This is a genomic window from Trichocoleus sp. FACHB-262, assembly GCF_014696035.1.
Classification (GTDB): domain Bacteria; phylum Cyanobacteriota; class Cyanobacteriia; order FACHB-46; family FACHB-46; genus Trichocoleus.
Genome location: NZ_JACJPK010000086.1, coordinates 300,743 through 319,232, shown reverse-complemented (window position 1 = coordinate 319,232; position 18,490 = coordinate 300,743). Strand labels below are relative to the sequence as shown.

Below are 18,490 nucleotides of genomic sequence, written 5' to 3'. Positions count from 1 at the left end.
CAAAACTTAGTCAAACCAGCATAGTAAGGATCAGTTTGCTCGTGGATCAAAGTGTGACCCCTTTCCTGCAAAACCGCCAAGTTCATCGCACAGTGCTAGAGAATGGCATGGTTGTCCTCGCTGTAGAGAACCCTGCCGCCGACATTATTGCTGCTCGGATCTTCATTCGAGCCGGAAGTATTTGGGAGCGTCCTGAGCAAGCTGGGTTATCTCACTTGGTCGCTTCAGTCCTGACGAAAGGCACTGATCAGCTGTCTTCTTTGGAAATTGCCGAGCGCGTGGAGTCGGTGGGTGCAGGCCTCAGCACGGATGCAGCCACTGACTACTTCTTGATGAGCTTGAAGACCGTTTCCAGTGACTTCGTGGAAATATTGGAGTTGGCAGGGCAACTGTTGCGATCGCCCACCTTCCCAGAATCTGAAGTAGAGCTGGAGCGTCGCCTCACCTTGCAAAGCATTCGCTCTCAGCAAGAACAGCCTTTTGCTGTGGCAATGGAGCAACTGCGGCAAGCGATGTATCAAGACCACCCCTACGCCTTGTCCGCCATTGGTACCGCAGCGAGCGTCGCGCAACTTAGTCGTAGCGACTTGCAGCAATATCACCAAACTTATTTTCGCCCTGACAATATCGTGATTAGCTTGGTGGGACGCATCACACCAGAAGCCGCGATCGCTCAGATTCAGGAAGTCTTTGGAGATTGGCAAGCGCCAGACAGTTCTATTCCTGCCCTGACGCTACCTGTGGTGCCCGTAGAGCCGCAGCAGGTGGTTACGGCCCAAGAAACCCAGCAATCGATTATTATGCTGGGCTACCTCGCTCCCGCAGCCAAGAGCCAAGCCAGCACAGAAGAAGCCGCCCTCGACTACATTGCCTTGAAGCTGCTCAATACTTATTTGGGCAACGGTCTCTCCAGTCGCCTGTTTGTGGAGCTACGGGAAAAACGCGGTTTAGCTTATGAGGTGTCTGCCTTCTACCCCACACGTCTAGGCCAATCCCAGTTTGTCACTTACATGGGCACCGCTCCCGACAATACGGCTACTGCCCTAGAGGGATTGCAGTACGAAGTTCAGCGCCTTTGCGACGCTCCGCTGAGTGAAGCAGAATTGCAAACTGCTAAAAATAAATTGTTGGGGCAATACGCCCTCGGTAAGCAAACCAATTCCCAAATTGCTCAGGTTTTAGGTTGGTACGAAACCTTAGGGCTGGGTGTAGAGTTTGATGCTCAGTTCCAGAAAGCGATCGTCGCAGTCACACCAGCAGCTGCGCAACAAGCCGCCTGCCGTCACTTCACTCAGCCTTACGTTTCGTTAGTGGGGCCAGCCGCGTCAGTCAATGCGATCGCGGTTCCGGTGACACTTTAAAACCTAACCCCCATCCCCTTCCCTAGAGGGAAGGGGAGCTAGATTCAAAGCTTTCCTGCTGGTTTATTCAATAGTGGGAGGCAGGGTTTCTGTGTGCGATGACTCAATCACTTCGGCTTCTAGTGCTTCAGCGTTGTTAGCAGTTGCATCAGCGGATTCAAGGTACTGGCTATCGAGCAGAAACTTGCCGCTGCTAAAGTGGATGCTCCAGTAGCCGCCGGGGCGACGATCCAAAATCGTGCCTTCTTCCCCAAGCTGAATTACATTGGGGGGTCGCAACATCGGCATGGGGTCGGCTGTCTTGACATAGGGTGGCATCGTCACTACCCGGACGCGATCGCCAACAGCAAATTCTTTAGACATAACTTCTTCTAGTCCTGGTGATTCCCCAATGGGTTAGGTTACTTGATTGCCGCATCTCGGAGCAACTGAGCCAAGCCCACTCCAGTCATCAGCGCCATCAGTAGCCAAACTAAGGCTAACCCAATCACCTCCCCTAGAAACAAACCTGTGATCGTGTGCAGCCAGCCACCGATCACCCAACCACTGCCAAGCGCGATCGCCCAAGCTAAGACACTGACGAATATCCAGGCTTTTGCATCCGCAAAACATTGCCGCAACACCAGCCATTGACTCACTCCGAGTATGGCTCCCATCTTCATGCCATCCACCAACCCGTAGAACAATCGCAACAAATCTGAGTGGGTTTGCGGCACGACCCAGCCCAAAGCCCCTAACTTGCTAGCTCCTAAAACAGTCCAGCAGAGGGTACTAGACAAGATCCACCAGCCTGCTTGAGGACACCAGCGTTGCAACACTAGCCACTGCGCTAAACCAATTACAGTACCGCCGATCGCGCCTTCCAAGCCTTGCAAAGCGGCTCTTTCGCCCACTTCTAACCAATAAAGGCTAATCAAAAATCCTAAAATATTGCCGCCTATCCATTGCAGGCAAAAGCGGTAGGCTAACCTTTGTCCAGGCTGGGCTAAAAATAGAGCGGAAGTTGAATGACCCATCTAGCGATTTGTCCTGGGGGGTTGAGCGGGCGCAACAAACAAAGTTTTGAATCCTTGCCGCCGTATCTGAGGCGATTCAGGCGCAATATAGCTCCACAAGCTCTCCCAGTAAAAAAAGGAGACACCATCAAACCCTTGCTCACGCGCAGCCTGGACTTGTTCTTGAATCTGCTGCATGTTGACGGGCTGCCCCCAAGAGCCTGTGTGAATGCCAATCGCGACTGGAATCCGTTGACGCGCGAACTGCACTGCAGGTTGCTTTAGTTCCGCCACAAAAGTAGACAACCTTTGGCGATAGACCTGTAAAACCAGTTCTTCAATCCAGCCCTGCCGCACCCAGGTTTGCCAATCTTGCAGGTAGGTTCTGTAGGAAAATCCTTGAGAGTTGGGGGATAGCGTGATTAAGCAGTAGGGCCGCACCACCTTCACAGTGCGAAAAATTTGCTCCATCAAAGCGGTAATTTTATTCGCTCGCCAGCGCATCCATTCCGCGTCTAGCGGGTCATCAGGAGGCGGTTTACCCCCATGTTCTTGCTGATAAAGCTTGACTGTAAAAGCGTCGTAACCAAAATCTACTGGCAACCCAAAGTGGTCATCTAATTGAATCCCAGCGACATCGTAGCGAGTCACGACTTCTACAATCAGATCAACCATCAGGGTTTGCACCTCTGGGTGCAGTGGGTTCAGCCAAACTCGACTGATGCCAAACGGCTGCCGCAGTTTCTGCTGAGCTAATTCTAGCCAGGAGGGCGATCGCGACTTTGTAGCATTGGGTAAAGCTAATTGCTCCCAATCTGAGCGAATGGCTGTGGTGCCATCTTGACGGCTAGTGAGCCAATCGGGATGCTGCTGCACCAACGCCGAGCCAGCGGGAGCCATAAAGCCGTATTCAAACCAAGGAATGATCCTGAGTCCCTGTTGATGGCCCTGCTGAACCATCTCCGCTAAAACGTCTTTGCCTAAACGCAAACTCGTTAGCATGGGGTCTTGCGATCGCCCAATGCTCCGCTTGAGCACAAAGCTGGGATACAGGGTATGTCCCCGATTCCAGACGACGGGGTAAACCGTATTGAAGTGGAGCTGAGATAGCTGCTTGAAGGCTTGCTTAACTCCCCCAGGCCGAAACAGGACCGCACTTGCGACGTTGGTCAGCCAGACTCCGCGTAACTCGGTTAATGCTGGGGCCGCTGGTGGCTTAGGTCGCTGTGCTGGCACAACCAAAAGCACAACCACCAACATCAAAGAGAGTAAGCAGACTAGCCCAGTCTGAAACTTCTTGCCCATCCTATTGCATTAACCAACCTTCTAGAGTCTAGCTGGCGATCGCTTTAGTGGGTCTAGGTCTTTAGGGAACTTGCCAAATTCTCTCGTGGTATTGAGCAGGTTCAGCGTAGGGATCAACAGCAGGATGGTCGTGCCCGTGACCATGCCCGTGGCCGTGATCGTGCCCGTGAGCCTGATCATGATTATGATCGTGATCGTGACCATGCCCATGATCATGACCGTGCCCATGACCGCCACCATTAGCGACAGCCGCTAAACGAAACTTACACATCTCGCAGTTCATCTGCACTTGGCCCAGTTGGGTTTCAATTTCTCGCTCCCGCAAAATGGAGAAGAGTTGCGGATGCAAGCCCATTTCTGGCAAGCAGGTCATGGAGATGTCGGGATGCAGTTCTTGTTGCTGTGTGGTGATGTCAAAGATCTTCTTCATCAGCAACCCAGTAAACAAGAAGTAAGGCAGGACGATAATTCGCTTGGGTTCGTATAGGCGGGCGCGACGGAAGCCTTCTTCTAAGCGGGGATGGGTGATGCCAATAAAGCAGGTTTCGACGGTGCTATAGCCGCTGCCTTCCCAGAGAATCCGAGCCATTTTGTAAACATCACCGTTGGCATCTGGGTCGCTGGCTCCGCGACCAACAAACAGCAGGACGGTATCTTTGCGCTCAATGCCTTGGGGGTTCCATTGGGGTTGGTCGAGTTCGGCTAGGCGCGATCGCCACAACTCCAAAATGCCGGGAGTAATGCCAAAGTGCCGACCGTAGTGGAACTTGACCTGGGGATGCCGCTGTCGAGCGCGATCGAGTTCGTTGGTGACATCAAATTTGTTGTGGCGGGCGGCAAAGAGCAAGATTGGCAAAACGGAAAATTCGGTGTAGCCTTGCTCGACGCACTGATCAACACCTTCTTGAATGGAGGGAGCGGTGAGTTCGAGGAAGCAAGGAACTGCGGGGCGGGAGGTATCTAGAGCTTGGTACGCTGCGGCAAATTCGAGAAAGCTCCGCCGTCCATCTTCATCCCGACTGCCATGCCCAATCAGCAGTAAAGGTCGCTGCATGGGCAGAGGCGGTAGTTGTGCCACCGGGGCAGCAGCATCGATTGTATTCAACAGGGTTGAATTGGTAGTTAACATGAGTCAAATCCTCTTTCCCGTGCGACGCAGGAAGTGAGTGAAGTGGTAACAGATAGGCGTTCTGGCTGAGGAGAGCTGATACTCTACCAAATCCGAATTTTCAGCTCCATTGACAGCTGCGGCACAGCACCGGACTCGCACCGGATTTTCCCTATCTGGCTACTGTTCACGTGTGCTTCGTTATCTTATCCCATCTGTTCTTGGGACTGTATGCGGGGGAGGGGGTTGAGGGCGATCGCTCTCTGATCTTTTGGTTGGCGTGCAGGTACATTTACTAGAACCGAACCCTTGGGGGCGCTTGCCCCCAAACCCCCGCTGAAGGACGGCTGCGTCCTCCAGACCTCCTCCAGAAGTTGGTTTTAGGGCACGGTTGGGTTTGACTATTAGAGTGGCTATTAGATGGGAGCTTAGGTATTCGCGAATTGCTTGGAACTTGGGCGATCGCTCCTTGGATGAGCCATGAGGCGATCGCGACACTACTTCTACCTAAGATTTACCTAGGATTCGATCTTGACGGAGAGGATTTTGTCGTCTTTCCGAATTGCGTTCACGACATCTATATCTTCCGTTTTGCCAAACACGGTATGCTTGCCATCGAGGTGGGGCTGCGGTGAGTGGCAAATAAAGAACTGGCTACCGCCTGTATCTTTACCAGCGTGAGCCATCGACAGGCTACCCGCCAAGTGCTTGTTGGGGTTGCCAGCCGTTTCGCATTTGATTTTGTAACCTGGGCCTCCGGTGCCTGTGCCTTGAGGACAGCCACCCTGAATCATGAAGTCAGAAATCACGCGGTGGAAGGTCAGACCGTCGTAAAACCCTTTATTGGCAAGATCGGTAAAGTTCTTCACCGTGTTAGGCGCATCCTGGTCAAATAGCTCCAGGTTAATCGTGCCTTTGGCAGTTTCCATTATGGCGCGAGTCATGGTCTCTCCTTAAATAAGCCGAGATGGCTGATTGCGTCTACCAGCCAATTCATCTCATCCAGCTTAGAACAAAAGTCGCGATCGCTACATTTCGCTCCACCAGCCGTGGCCCCAACTGTCCCTTGACTGGGTTATCTAAGCACAAGTTTAAGCAGATTCTGGATTCAGCTTTGCCAACTCCCAAGTCGCATAGGTACCAATCGGGCTCCAGATTAGATAAGGGATGAGGAGGGCGGCGGCAGTAGCGGAGACGGGTGCAACTACCGCTGCCAGAATCCAACCTAGAACCGCTCCAGTACCACCAATGAATGTGCCGATGGTGAGGTTACGCAGCCACAACGTCAGAGGTTGATAGACAATTGTCACAATTTCTAATAGCAGATAGAAACCCATGAGAAACCAGGTTTTTGAGCTGCCGGGGTCTCGTTCCCAAATGTTGTAGGCAGACCATGCGCCACAGACAAAAACCACCGCCCAAATCACTGGAATGGCAGGTTCAAAGGTGAGCCATCTTGGACGACGTAAGCGCCGAAACCATTTCACATCACGGGGCCGAATCACACTACCACCGATCGCCACTAAAAAGGTTACGGCTGCAATTACCATCCAAGACTTGATCATGCTTTTAGCTTCCTCTGGGCCACAGGCTGCACTTGGCTCAAATCAGATCTGACAGTTCTGAGCAAAGATAAGTTATGAAGCGATTTTGTCAGGGCATTAGGTCAGCCGTAATCGACCAGCGGAAAGATTAGTGTGCTGCCTCAGGGTTGAGTCGCATCATCTCCAATGTGGCATAGGTACCAATAGGGCTCCAAATCAAGTACGGCAAGAGCAAAAGCACTGCCAAACCAGAAATTGACAAAATCGAGCTAGCGAGGAAAACTCCTAAAACCACACCAATACCGCCTAACACCACCCCGACTTTAATATTTCGCAGCCTGAGAGTAAGCGGAATGTAAGCAACAGTAATTACTTCTAGTAGTAGGTACAGCGCCATGAGGAGCCACATTTGCAAGCTACCTGGATTCTTTTCCCATACCAAATAGGCAGAAGCAGCCCCACAACTAAACACAAAAGTCCAAATCACCGGAATTAGAGGCTCAAAGAAGAGCCACAAAGGACGCTGTAGCTCTACGGCCCAGACGGTATCGCGGGGTCTGATCCAAGCTGCCCCTAAAGCCACCAAAAAGGTGATGCCACCAATAATCATCCAAGATTCCACCATGTCTTTGCCTCCTATCCTGACCCGCTCCACTGACTCAATCAGTCAGCTTATGTTTATGGTGGCAAGTTCAAGCGGAAGCTTACTCAGTCGTGGGTGGGAACCTGATGGCACATACCACCCATAAATATCCGTAGCGAATATTATCTCTAGCCAATATGGCTGTTGCCATAGCTTGAGAGCGGGTGGCGCATCGAACTCTTAGAGGGAGGTTGATAGGAGATCGTTTAAGCAGTGGCGATCGCTTCTGGAGATAGCCCCTTCTCAGCTAACCAATCCAGATTGAACAACCGCGATTGATACCGGGAGCCGCTATCACACAAAATGGTCACAATGGTATGTCCGGGCCCCATTTGTTTTGCCAGTGCCACTGACGCAGCGACGTTAATCCCACTGGAGCCGCCCAAAAATAAGCCTTCTTCTCGCAGCAGGCGATATACAACCTCTACACACTCTTGGTCATGGATGCGAATGGCATCATCGGCGGGTGCGCCTTCCATATTGGCTGTAACGCGGCTGTTGCCAATACCTTCAGTAATGGAACTCCCTTCCGAGCTGATTTCGCCTGTCTTGACATAGCTGTAGAGACCGCTACCCATTGGGTCAGCCAATACTGCTCTGATGTTGGGGTTCTTTTCCTTGAGAAACATTGCCACCCCAGCGTAGGTTCCACCTGTGCCAGTCGAGGTAATCCAAGCATCAACTTTGCCCTCAGTTTGCGCCCAGATTTCTGGCCCAGTCGTGTGGTAATGAGCCAACCGATTCGCTAAGTTATCGAACTGGTTCGCCCAGATGGCATTCTCCATCTCTTCGGCAATGCGGCCAGAAAGCCTAACGTAGTTGTTGGGGTCTTTGTAAGGTACGGCAGGAACAGGACGCACTTCAGCCCCTAAAGTTCGTAGCGTGTCAATTTTTTCTTGGGATTGGGTGTCAGGGATGATGATCAGGCATTTGTAGCCCTTGGCATTGCAAATATGCGCCAAACCAATTCCGGTGTTACCTGCGGTGCCTTCTACTACGGTGCCACCGGGCTTCAGCAACCCTTTGCGTTCGGCATCTTCAATCATGTATAGCGCGGCCCGGTCTTTCACAGAGCCACCTGGGTTAAGGAACTCGGCCTTACCCAAAATTTCGCACCCTGTTTCTTCGCTGAAGCTGTGCAACCGAATTAAGGGGGTGTTGCCGACGCTGCCGACAAATCCGTTTTTAATATCCATGCTCAATTTACCTATTGCTTCCCTTTAAAAATTTTGACTCATAGACGTGGCAGGATTGCGGTTTTAGGGGGCGATCGCCTCAGCCAAAATTCCCCAAAAAATAAGGTGGGCATTGCCCACCCTACAGAAATTAATTTGACCGCGAGCCGCTTATTTGTCGGGTTGGGGGGTCATGCGGAGGTAAGGTCTGATTTCGGTCACACCTTTGGGGAACTTCTGCTTCGCTTCTTCGGTGGGGATAGAAGGTACGACTACAACATCATCGCCATCTTTCCAGTTCACAGGAGTGGCAACGCTGTAGTTGTCGGTCAGTTGCAGAGAGTCGATGACCCGCAAAATTTCTTGGAAGTTACGACCAGTGCTGGGGGGATAGGTGATCGTCAAACGCAGTTTTCTTTGAGGATCGATCACGAATACGGTGCGAACTGTCAACTTGGCATTGGCATTGGGGTGAATCATGCCGTACAGATCAGACACCTTCTTGTCGTCATCTGCCAAGATTGGGTAGTTAACCGTGGTGTTCTGAATTTCGTTGATGTCACCGATCCAGCCTTTGTGGGACTCAGCATCATCAACACTTAGCGCGATCACTTTAGCGTTGCGCTTGTCGAATTCAGGCTTGAGCTTAGCAACTTCGCCAAGTTCGGTGGTGCAAACTGGCGTGTAGTCAGCAGGGTGAGAGAAGAAAACAACCCAGCTATCGCCAGCCCAGTCATAAAAATTGATTTCGCCTTCGCTGGATTGCTGCGTAAAGTTGGGAACTACGTCACCAAGTTGGAGAACCATAACCGAGATTTCCTGTGGTCTAAGTATGCGAGTCAGAAGCAAATATTCTAACTTGTGATCATGACATAAAACTCCGGTTTTCCGCTCGGAGTTTAGATCTTTTTATGATTTTACTGCGGATGGGTCTGTCTTTGGTCTTTGACCTAGGGCGATCGCAAAAGACCCTGACACCACAAAAATCGCCCCCACAATCCCTAAAATAGTCAATTGCTCCGGGGCAATTAGGGTCGGCCAGAAGACAGGCAATCCTAACATAGTGCCAATGGTCACAACTGGAGTGAGCGAGAGAACCGCACTAACTCTAGAGGCCTCCCAATGATCCAGCGCTTCTGCAAAGGCACCATAAGCAATCAAAGTATTTAAAGCGCAAAAGAGCAAGGCAATCCAATGAAATGTATCCAAACTGAGAAGTTTCTGTGGGGCAGCAGTTGGAGTAAACAGAAGCATCGCCCCACCATAAATCGCCATCATGATTGTGGCTGACGGCAAGGTTTGGAGCAGTTGCTTCTGAGCTAAGGCATAAACTGCCCAAGCGATCGCAGCCAAAACCAACAAACCACTCCCACCCAAGTATTGAGCCGAGCTAGTCACGAGTGCTTGCAGTTGCTCATGAAAAAACAAGGAAAATCCCAGTGTCAGCAGAGCTAAACCTGTCCACTGGCGCAAGCTGTAACGCTCCTTAAACACCCACAAAGCCCCTAAACCCATCGAAACGGGAGCCAACTGAATCAGCACTTGAGCATTAGCGGGTGAAGTTTGAGCCAGTCCTTGTAGAAACAGCAAATAGTTGATCGCCAGAAATACAGTCGCGATCGCCAACAGCTTCCATAATCCGGGCGATCGCAGCTTTTCTAGAGTGGGTAATTGTTTGCGGCTTGCCAAATATAGCGCCAGCAGCCCAAAGGAAATCAGGAAACGAAACCAAGTGACGGTGTATACATCCAACACCTGCAACGTCACCATTAGCGCTACTGGCAGCACTCCCCAAAGCAATACGGTCAGCAGGGACAACGCTAAGCCCAATCGCCAACGCCCCGAACTATGGTGCAGTGGCATAAACCCCCAGATAAAAAGCAGATAAAAACAGATGCCTCCAACGGCACAGGCTTTCTAGTCTAGCGATTGCTAATTTTGGAATTAAGACAACCCCATCAACCGACACGGCCAGAAGGGGAGATGTCTCAAAAACTTTTACAAACCACTTGCATTTCCTGAGATCGATTGGTAATTAAAACTAATCGGTGACATCAGTACTTCTTATGTTTGACACCCTCTTGATTAGCCTATTGCAACTGCTGTATTTCCTGATTCAGGTTATTCAGCCAATTCTGATTCCTGTTTGCTTTATTACGGCTTGGAGTCTAGTTGTTTTAGTGAGTTGGAACACTTGGTCAGCCGTGCGAGATAGTGTAACGAGTGCCAAGCGCATGCACCAAATCCCTTGTGCCAACTGTGAGTTTTTCACCGGGGACTATCACCTCAAATGCACTGTGCATCCCGCCACAGCCCTCTCTGAAGATGCGATCTACTGCCCTGACTACGAACCTACCTCCCAGCCCCTACCCGTTTCTCACTACTAAGGATTGCTTCTAAAGGTTCTGAGAGCGATCGCTCCTCATTGTCTGAGCGTTCGATCATAGCTCTGGTACTCTACAATCGTTGCCAGCGATCGGGTGAAGCCTAAGAATGTTAGTACGAAAACTTTTTGACTGCGAAGAATTTGTAGCTGGCGACAGTACCCTACTGCGAGAACTCCTACATCCCGACAAGCAAGCGATAGATTTGCGCTACAGTCTAGCCCACGCGATCGTTCCGGTCGGGGAAACCTCCACGCCTCATTCTCTGACTACCTCTGAGGTCTACTACATTCTCAGCGGTCGAGGACAGATGCACATTGGAGACGAAACCCAAATGGTGGAACCGGGGGATGCCGTTTATATTCCACCCGACGCTAAGCAGTTTATTCGCAACACTGGCAGCGAACCGCTTGTGTTTATCTGCATTGTCGATCCCGCATGGCGCAGAGAAGACGAAACCGTCTATTAAGCCAGAGTATGTCTGAGAGAGTGATGCTAGGAGCCGTGTCATGGATGTAAAAGCTGCAGTTGCCTTTGAAGCTGGGAAGCCGTTGACTATTGAGACGGTGCAGCTAGAAGGCCCCCAAGCAGGGGAAGTGCTAGTCGAAATCAAAGCGACAGGAGTTTGCCACACTGATGCCTTTACGCTTTCTGGTGCTGACCCAGAAGGCTTGTTTCCGGCCATTTTGGGGCATGAAGGTGCTGGTGTGGTAGTGGAAGTTGGCCCAGGAGTCACTTCGGTAAAACCTGGCGATCATGTGATTCCGCTCTACACTCCTGAATGCCGCAATTGCGAGTATTGCCTCAGCTTCAAAACCAACCTGTGCCAAGCGATTCGAGGCACGCAAGGCCGAGGTTTGATGCCCAATGGCACCAGCCGCTTCTCGATCGGCGGCAAGATGATCCATCACTACATGGGTACCTCTACCTTTGCCAACTACACGGTGCTACCCGAAATCGCCGTCGCCAAAATTCGTGAAGATGCCCCCTTCGACAAAGTCTGCTATATCGGCTGTGGTGTCACGACTGGAATTGGTGCCGTGCTCTACACCGCTAGGGTAGAACCAGGAGCCAATGTCGTGGTGTTTGGCTTGGGTGGTATTGGCCTCAATGTAATCCAGGGTGCCCGGATGGTAGGAGCCAACATGATTGTGGGTGTGGACCTCAACCCCCAGAAACGCGCCTTAGCCGAAAAATTAGGCATGACCCACTTCGTCAACCCTAAAGAAGTGGAGGGCGATCTGGTAGCTCACCTAGTAGAGCTGACCAAAGGCGGAGCAGATTACAGCTTTGAGTGCATCGGCAACGTCAACGTCATGCGCCAAGCTCTAGAGTGCTGCCATAAAGGTTGGGGTGTCAGCGTCATCATCGGGGTGGCGGGAGCAGGCCAAGAAATCAGCACTCGTCCATTTCAACTAGTGACGGGCCGCGTCTGGAAAGGCTCTGCGTTTGGGGGAGCGAGAGGCCGTACTGATGTACCCAAAATTGTGGATTGGTACATGGACGGCAAAATCAACATTGATGATCTGATCACTAATGTGGTGCCAGTCGAGCAAATCAACGAAGCCTTCGATCTGATGCACAAAGGTGAGGCAATTCGGACTGTCGTGACGTTTTAGCGATTTAAACTTGCTCTTCTGAAGAATTGGCCTTAGCTTGCGCCCGCTTGGTAGATAGATCCAGCTTGGCCCGCAGTTCATCTTTAATGCGACCCAAAATTGATTCTTCGTCCAGCGAAGCCAAGATCCGGGTCACGACTGCTTTGGGGCCTTCTGGTCCCCAGGTGGCTCCGTTGGCGAGGTAGGCTTTGGTGATGTGACCAATTCCGTAGGTGGAAACGCCTGCTACGCCCGCCTGAGTAATGGCAACAGAGAGATAGGGCGCGATCGCTAGTCCTCCGCTGGCTGGAACCGAAGCACCCAACAACCCTTTCAGAGAGCTCAATCCAAACGTCACTAGAAGCTCACTGGCACTGATGCCACCCATTGTCAGCGCAATTTTTTGCAACAAATTAATGGCGTTTTTTTGAGTCATAGAGATGCCGTAAAGCTTCGATAGCGTCAGAATCAACGCTACATCAATGGCCGCACTCCCCAACACATCGATCACTGTGATGGGGTTGAGAGCGATCGCCACCGCTTTGGTCATGACTCCATTCCAAATAATTTGGTTGGCACTGCGATCGCGGATTTCCATCTTCCGCTGCACCAGTTGCTCGTTGACATCATCGGCATAGAGCATGGTGTTCAGGGCCACCAGAGATTTGCCTTCTCGGTGCAGAATCTCCAAAATTTTGAGTTTCAACTCGCCAACTTCCGGAATGCCTCGGCTCAGTTGAGCGGTCATTTTGCCATCTGGGTGACGTACAGCCTTAGCAATTAGGGGAGAAGCCGCTGCCATCACAATCTCTTCTGGAGAGAGCAATTCTTTAACTCGTTCGTCTCGAATTTTTTGATAGATTGCCGTGCGATCGGCATCAGGATATTGGTCAATCTTGTTAAATACCAACAGAATTGGCTTGCTGGCTTCCCGCAATTCTGAAAGCGCTTCGTACTCTACTTTGGTCATGTCACCCGCGACTAAAAACAGAATTAAATCTGCTTGTTTTGCCACTTGACGCGCCAAAGCTTCGCGCTTTTCACCATCCACTTCATCAATACCAGGCGTATCAATCAGCTCAATCCGAGAATCGCCTACTCCTGGTAACGCTACCCGAATAATGTCGCGATCGCTTCCCGCCACAGCCTCTCTTCTCAGGCTCCAATCTGCGCTCTGAATCATCTGGGTCACCCCATGAATAGGGCCAACCTCAAAGAGGTCTTGGCCGAGTAAGGCATTGAGTAAAGAAGACTTGCCTCGCCCCACCATACCAAACACAGCAATATGCACCACAGAACGGTCTAGCTTATCCAGCATGCGCTCTAGACCTTGAATTTCTGGCTCCAGTCCAGCACGTTCCTGCGGTGTTAAATCTAGATGATCCACAATCTCGCGTAGGGCATCTTGGGCTTGCTTGTAATTGAGTTCTGCCTGAATGTCTTCAAAGCTAAAAATGGCATTTTCCAGTTCTGCGTCCAAGTTGGTCTGCTGCCAATCCCCACTGGTTTGGTCAGCGGCAACTAAATTGGCATCAGGATCAAATTGAGGCCGAGAACTATCCAAAGTGAACCTCCAGGGAAATCAGCGCTTTCTCTAAAGACAATAAACGCCTAATTTCATCGTAGCCAGTTCTGTTAAGTGTCGAGCAGGACGAATAGAGGGTTATCCGTTTAGATCAATCAGGATGTAGGCATCTTAAAGAGCAATCCAGTAATAAGCGGGCGATCGCGAACTTTTTGTGAAGATCCTGGGACTACCGCTAAACAGAGGCTAAGATACCTGAGAAATATGTAAACTTGTGTTAAGTACAGCCCTACATCTTGACCATGATCTCTCGTCGTACGTTGCTCGGTGCTCTCTTCGCTTACGTTCTCGCCATATTGGCGGTTTTTAATCTAGTACCAGCAGCCCATGCGCTCGGCGGCAAGTTGCCAGAACTCAACCGATCCGCGCCAGAATTTACCTTGCCGACAAATACGGGAGATGGAGCAATTTCGCTCGCCGACTATCGAGGTAAGTGGGTGGTTGTCTACTTCTATCCCAAGGACTTTACCTCTGGTTGCACCTTGGAAGCTCGTCGCTTCCAGCAGGATCTACCAAAGTACTCAGCCAAAAATACCGAAATTTTGGGGGTGAGCGCTGATTCTGTCGATTCTCACGCAGAGTTCTGTGACTCAGAAGGCTTAAAGTTTCCGCTCTTGGCGGATGCAGATGGCAGTGTGAGTAAAGCTTACGGTTCTTGGTTAGGCTTCCTCTCGGCACGGCATACCTTCATCGTTGATCCGGAAGGAGTTTTGCGGGAGCGTTTCACAGGTGTGAATCCTGCTGTCCACAGCAGCGAAGTGCTCGCTCGCCTGAATGAACTGCAAGCCACGACGGTTTCATCCGTTTCATCCGTAACCTAAATCAGGCAGGGAGGTTAGCGGAGTGTCCTACCATAGAAAGCAATCTTGTTTCATGCAGGAAGCTGCTCCATGAACTTGGAATCTCACCCTGCCTCCGCTTCTTCACCAAAATCCTGGGACTTTGCTGAGCCGCCAGAGTTTGCTGAGCCACCGCTACCGCAAACTATTGATCTGCTACCCCCCCTAGAACTATCTCCTGCCCCACCCAGCTTAGAGATTGCCGCTGACTCACCCGCAGCGATCGCATCAGACCCCATTACTGCTGAACCAACGGCTCGTCCGTGGAGCTTACCAAGTGCAACAGAGCTACAACCTGCTCGTCTACGGGTAGGACTATTTTTTGTCGGCTCTGGGGCCACATCCTTGGCATTGCTGTGGCTCTACATTAAGTGGGTTTGCCCAGAGTTTGGCCCTGCTGAACAAATGACCTACTATTGGCAGCCTTACATCTGGTTTGTGGGCTTAGGAGTGGCAGGGCTATTTATGCTGGGCCGAGAGGTGATGCGAGCGAAGCCTTAACTTCTCACTTCACAAAGCGCGATCGCCCTTGCTGAGTTTGCTTTAGTTGGTCTACCAAACCGTCCCAGTTTTCTTGCTCCACAGCCGCCATGATTTGATCGAGTTGGTTCCGGTAGGCAGCTAGCGATCGCAACAGAGCAGAGCGATTATAGCGGGCCATCATCAATCCCAGCTCTGGATTTCCTCCCCCAACGCGGCTTGTATCCTTGAAGCCAGAGCTGGCTAAAGCTTCGGCAAGTTCTAGGGTGGTAGGGTCTGTCTCACTCATGCAAGCTGCGATCAAGCTGGAGCTGACCATCACAGGTAAATGAGAGATCCAAGCCACAGCCCGATCATGATCCTCAGGCCGACAGTGGTAGAGGTGAGCACCCAGCGATCGCACTAGCAGTTCCAGTGTTTCAATCGCCACGGGTGGGGTGCTGGCTGTCGGTGTCAGGACGTAGGGTTTTCCAGCAAACAAGTCAGATTGGGCTGCCTCAATGCCATTCTCTGCGGTCCCTGCCATTGGATGCCCACCAACAAAGTTGGGCCAGCGTGGAGTAATACTGTCCACCACGGAGGTTTTGACCGAGCCAACATCCGTTAGAATCGTGGTCGCAGCCAGGTGTGGGATCAGCTGGATGACGGTTGCTTCGATCGCGGAGAGAGGAGTACAAATAAAGACCACGTCAGCGGCAGCTAAGAGCGTTAAGTTGACACTGGCATCATCGACGGCTCCCCTGGCGATGGCTCGCTGGCAAGTGTGCTCTTGACGACTTACACCCAAAACCTGGTACCCGCGCGATCGCAAGTCTAGCCCCAACGAGCCCCCGATTAAGCCCAGTCCAACAATCCCAATATTCATCTGCTATCCTGCCAATATTCAGTGCTTACTGACTCAACCAGCTACTTAGGCTCACGTAGCTCAACCATGACTAGATGCCGCCTATCTCCATCATTTTTGGATCTCTAAAAGGAAATCTTGATGAACGCAGAGGAACTCCTAAAAAAATACGGAGCGGGAACTAGAGAATTTATAGCGGCTGACTTACGTGAGGCTAATCTCAGTGGCGTCAACCTGAGCAAAGCGAACTTGAGTCAAGCGAACTTGAGTGTATCAAATCTCAGTGGCGCGAATTTGAGTGAAGCTAACCTGAGTCGAACCAAACTGAATGTGGCTAGGCTCAGTGGCGCGAATTTGACCAAGGCTGACTTGAGCGGCGCTAACCTCAATGTGGCCAATTTAATTCGGGCTGACTTAAGCGGGGCCAACTTAACACAAGCAGCGCTGGTGCGGGCGGAGTTGGTGTTAGCAGACCTAAGTGGTGTGAACTTAAGTCGAGCAAACCTGAGTGAGGCGAATCTACGCGAAGCTAAATTGCGTCAGGCCACATTGCTCCGGGCCAACCTCAGCTCAGCTGATTTGAGAAGTGCTTCTCTCACAGGGGCTACTTTAGAGCAAGCAAATTTACAAGGTGCAGATCTGAGCAAGGCAGACCTCAGCGGTGCCAATCTGAGCGGCGCGGAGCTGCGGCAGGCTAACCTGAATCAGGCCAATCTCAGCGGTGCTGACCTCAGCGGTGCAAATCTACGCTGGGCTGACCTCAGTGGCGCTAAATTGCATGGAGCCGACTTGAGCGGGGCCAAGCTCAGTGGCGCTGATCTGAGTCGGGCGGATCTGAGCAACACCAATTTGATGAACACCAGCTTGGTCTACGCAGACCTGAGCCAAGTGAACTTAATTCGAGCTGATTGGATTGGCGCGGACTTAACAGGTGCCACTCTAACCGGAGCCAGAGTGCATGCAGTATCCCGTTTTGGCATTAAAACCGAAGGAATTACCTGTGAGTGGATTGACCTGAGCCCAACAGGTGACCAAAGCCAAATTCATCGCTTTGCCGCTGAAGAACACAAGAAATTTTTCAAATCGACCCCGCCTACGGTGCAGGTGGTCATTGACGCGCCGCTCAGCTCAGCAGGGCACTTGGCCTTGGCCGCTGCCTATCACCAAATTGCCCAACACTGCAAAACGTTAGGCTCTCCTCCCAGCATTGATGTCGGTCGACGGCGCACTACGCTGACCTTTGGCCTCAACGGTGATGAACAACTGTTTGCGATCGCCTATGTGGCAATTTTGCCGTTTCAAGATGCCAAGACAGTGCGACAGCAAATCCTAGGGCTGCTAAATATGGTGCGATCGCAAGGCACGCAAGAGTTGAGCGTCAAGGAACTAGAGCGGCTAGAGCAGCTCAGCGCCGCCTTGACCCAAATCAGCCAGCAAACCGAAAAGATTCGGATTTCGCCACCTTTACCTAGCCAAGAACCAACGCCTGCCGAAAAGCCAGCCTTAGAGAGAGAAACCAACTTTTTTGCTGCGCCTACTCAAACCATTCTGACTAATTCCAGCGATCGCACCCTTACCGCCTACTACCACCCCATGTTTGGCAAACGCTTCATGAGTCCTTCTAGCTTCGCTAAAGCTGGGTTGCAGAGTGCCAGTGCCAACAAGCCAACTCTACTGCCCGTAAGTGTTGTGATCGATTTCCTGCGGGGATTCTATTACCTAGATCGCTAGCTACCTGCTAGAGGTGGAGCTCTGAGCGTGCATCTGTAGGGGCGGATTTCTGGGGTAGAGCTTTGGGGCCAAACCTTGCTAGAAAATAGGAATGCTGCCCACGTTTACCCTAAGGTAGAGAGTCTGAAAACCGATGACTACTAAAGTAAGCGATAGGCAGGCGGTAACCTGTACTAGTTGTCTTTAGCAGCGAGGTCAACCATGAGTTCTTGGCGCGATCGCTTTAGCCAAATGAGTGGGCGCACTCGGTTTGTTGTTTGTCGGCTCATGCTGCATTTAGCAGGGCAAGAAGTTGCCCCGGTCCTAGGTGTGCTCAATCGTGCCGCTCGGCAGGCAATGGAATCGGATGGTGATTTGCAAGTCTTGGGAGAGGGGTTGGTTGAAGTTTGCCAAACTTTGTTGCAAAACGATCTCTACTGGCAAACTGCCGCTAATGAGGGGGATGTGTTTTGGAATGAAGGAGAAGCGGGAGACTTTGTCACCGACTTGTTCACAGATTCAGCCCAGCGGTACCTCAGCGAGCCAGATCTAAGCCAATCTCCAGAAGTGGAGCCATTAACCTTACCTGTCACGCGCAACTTGGTGGTGATGATCACGGTCGCTTTTACCGGGGAAGTCCCTGAATTGGAAACCGATCTCGCTAGTATGGAAGCAATGACAGCAGCCTTAAAAGCGCTGATTAATCTACATTACCAGGGCAATCTGCGAGCCATCCAGGTGCACTTCTCACCCGCTCAACTTGGTGATGAACTGACCTCAGATCAACTATTACTCAACTTCGCAGAGTTAGTCCCCCTCTAGGGACCATGAGTAATAGCTGCCAGTTGCAGGAGATAGCCTCACCCGCTAAATCCATCCCATGCCATTTAGCCACGATGCTGGATGGTTCATAAAATCA

Annotated in this window: 20 protein-coding genes and 1 riboswitch; of the genes, 8 read left to right on the top strand and 12 right to left on the bottom strand. The window is 51.4% G+C overall.

What is annotated here, in order from left to right; genetic code table 11:
• Positions 1 to 41 precede the first annotated feature (41 nt).
• Positions 42 to 1,361 (top strand): pitrilysin family protein, encoded by a 1,320-nt coding sequence (locus H6F68_RS18970; RefSeq protein WP_313930192.1) that lies wholly within the window; start codon positions 42 to 44, stop codon positions 1,359 to 1,361.
• A 63-nt stretch (positions 1,362 to 1,424) separates the two neighbouring features.
• Here the strand turns inward: H6F68_RS18970 and sipA are convergent, their stop codons facing one another.
• From sipA to H6F68_RS18920, 10 genes are all read right to left on the bottom strand, one after another.
• Positions 1,425 to 1,724: a regulatory protein SipA gene (gene sipA, locus H6F68_RS18965; RefSeq protein ID WP_190561370.1), complete on the bottom strand. Its 300-nt coding sequence runs from the start codon at positions 1,722 to 1,724 to the stop codon at positions 1,425 to 1,427.
• A 38-nt stretch (positions 1,725 to 1,762) separates the two neighbouring features.
• Positions 1,763 to 2,377 carry a hypothetical protein gene (locus tag H6F68_RS18960; RefSeq protein ID WP_190561368.1) on the bottom strand — a complete coding sequence of 205 codons (615 nt, stop codon included), beginning with the start codon at positions 2,375 to 2,377 and terminating at the stop codon, positions 1,763 to 1,765.
• Positions 2,378 to 3,661 carry a glycoside hydrolase family 10 protein gene (locus H6F68_RS18955; protein ID WP_190561366.1) on the bottom strand — a complete coding sequence of 428 codons (1,284 nt, stop codon included), beginning with the start codon at positions 3,659 to 3,661 and terminating at the stop codon, positions 2,378 to 2,380.
• Between the two features lie 61 nt (positions 3,662 to 3,722).
• Positions 3,723 to 4,790, bottom strand: a complete 1,068-nt coding sequence (locus H6F68_RS18950) for a sirohydrochlorin chelatase (RefSeq protein ID WP_190561364.1) — start codon at positions 4,788 to 4,790, stop codon at positions 3,723 to 3,725.
• A 33-nt stretch (positions 4,791 to 4,823) separates the two neighbouring features.
• Positions 4,824 to 4,987: riboswitch (cobalamin riboswitch) on the bottom strand.
• A gap of 300 nt (positions 4,988 to 5,287) precedes the next feature.
• Complete coding sequence (locus H6F68_RS18945; protein ID WP_190561362.1) at positions 5,288 to 5,713, bottom strand: peptidylprolyl isomerase; 426 nt, start codon at positions 5,711 to 5,713, stop codon at positions 5,288 to 5,290.
• Between the two features lie 147 nt (positions 5,714 to 5,860).
• Positions 5,861 to 6,334: a TspO/MBR family protein gene (locus H6F68_RS18940; RefSeq protein WP_190561360.1), complete on the bottom strand. Its 474-nt coding sequence runs from the start codon at positions 6,332 to 6,334 to the stop codon at positions 5,861 to 5,863.
• A gap of 127 nt (positions 6,335 to 6,461) precedes the next feature.
• Positions 6,462 to 6,938: a tryptophan-rich sensory protein gene (locus H6F68_RS18935; RefSeq protein WP_190434098.1), complete on the bottom strand. Its 477-nt coding sequence runs from the start codon at positions 6,936 to 6,938 to the stop codon at positions 6,462 to 6,464.
• Between the two features lie 224 nt (positions 6,939 to 7,162).
• The gene (locus H6F68_RS18930; protein WP_190561358.1) at positions 7,163 to 8,152 is read right to left on the bottom strand and encodes a cysteine synthase A; all 990 of its coding nucleotides are present in this window, start codon (positions 8,150 to 8,152) and stop codon (positions 7,163 to 7,165) included.
• Positions 8,153 to 8,302: 150 nt separating this feature from the next.
• A complete protein-coding gene (locus H6F68_RS18925; protein ID WP_190434103.1) occupies positions 8,303 to 8,938 on the bottom strand; it encodes a peroxiredoxin in 636 nt (211 codons plus the stop codon).
• A gap of 102 nt (positions 8,939 to 9,040) precedes the next feature.
• Positions 9,041 to 9,994, bottom strand: coding sequence for a DMT family transporter (locus H6F68_RS18920; protein ID WP_190561356.1), 954 nt, complete (start codon positions 9,992 to 9,994; stop codon positions 9,041 to 9,043).
• 203 nt (positions 9,995 to 10,197) lie between these two features.
• On the opposite strand from H6F68_RS18920, the gene H6F68_RS18915 reads away from it, so the two are divergent.
• The 3 genes from H6F68_RS18915 (at position 10,198) to H6F68_RS18905 (ending at position 12,134) form a co-directional block, all read left to right on the top strand.
• Positions 10,198 to 10,518 (top strand): hypothetical protein, encoded by a 321-nt coding sequence (locus H6F68_RS18915; RefSeq protein ID WP_190561354.1) that lies wholly within the window; start codon positions 10,198 to 10,200, stop codon positions 10,516 to 10,518.
• Between the two features lie 106 nt (positions 10,519 to 10,624).
• Positions 10,625 to 10,984, top strand: a complete 360-nt coding sequence (locus H6F68_RS18910; protein ID WP_190561352.1) for a cupin domain-containing protein — start codon at positions 10,625 to 10,627, stop codon at positions 10,982 to 10,984.
• Between the two features lie 40 nt (positions 10,985 to 11,024).
• A complete protein-coding gene (locus tag H6F68_RS18905; protein WP_190561350.1) occupies positions 11,025 to 12,134 on the top strand; it encodes an S-(hydroxymethyl)glutathione dehydrogenase/class III alcohol dehydrogenase in 1,110 nt (369 codons plus the stop codon).
• 4 nt (positions 12,135 to 12,138) lie between these two features.
• On the opposite strand, the gene H6F68_RS18900 is transcribed toward H6F68_RS18905, so the two are convergent.
• The gene (locus tag H6F68_RS18900) at positions 12,139 to 13,677 is read right to left on the bottom strand and encodes a DUF697 domain-containing protein (protein WP_190561348.1); all 1,539 of its coding nucleotides are present in this window, start codon (positions 13,675 to 13,677) and stop codon (positions 12,139 to 12,141) included.
• Positions 13,678 to 13,940: 263 nt separating this feature from the next.
• Here H6F68_RS18900 and H6F68_RS18895 point away from each other — a divergent pair, with 263 nt between their 5' ends.
• A complete protein-coding gene (locus tag H6F68_RS18895) occupies positions 13,941 to 14,519 on the top strand; it encodes a peroxiredoxin (RefSeq protein WP_190561346.1) in 579 nt (192 codons plus the stop codon).
• Between the two features lie 69 nt (positions 14,520 to 14,588).
• Entirely contained in the window at positions 14,589 to 15,038 is a 450-nt protein-coding gene (locus H6F68_RS18890; protein WP_190561344.1) for a hypothetical protein, read from the top strand.
• A 4-nt stretch (positions 15,039 to 15,042) separates the two neighbouring features.
• Here H6F68_RS18890 and H6F68_RS18885 read toward each other — a convergent pair whose 3' ends face one another.
• The gene (locus tag H6F68_RS18885; protein WP_190561341.1) at positions 15,043 to 15,882 is read right to left on the bottom strand and encodes a prephenate/arogenate dehydrogenase; all 840 of its coding nucleotides are present in this window, start codon (positions 15,880 to 15,882) and stop codon (positions 15,043 to 15,045) included.
• Positions 15,883 to 16,002: 120 nt separating this feature from the next.
• Here H6F68_RS18885 and H6F68_RS18880 point away from each other — a divergent pair, with 120 nt between their 5' ends.
• Both H6F68_RS18880 and H6F68_RS18875 read left to right on the top strand, forming a co-directional pair.
• Positions 16,003 to 17,592, top strand: coding sequence for a pentapeptide repeat-containing protein (locus tag H6F68_RS18880; RefSeq protein WP_190561339.1), 1,590 nt, complete (start codon positions 16,003 to 16,005; stop codon positions 17,590 to 17,592).
• Between the two features lie 201 nt (positions 17,593 to 17,793).
• Entirely contained in the window at positions 17,794 to 18,393 is a 600-nt protein-coding gene (locus tag H6F68_RS18875; protein WP_190561337.1) for a DUF1517 domain-containing protein, read from the top strand.
• Positions 18,394 to 18,490: the final 97 nt, after the last annotated feature.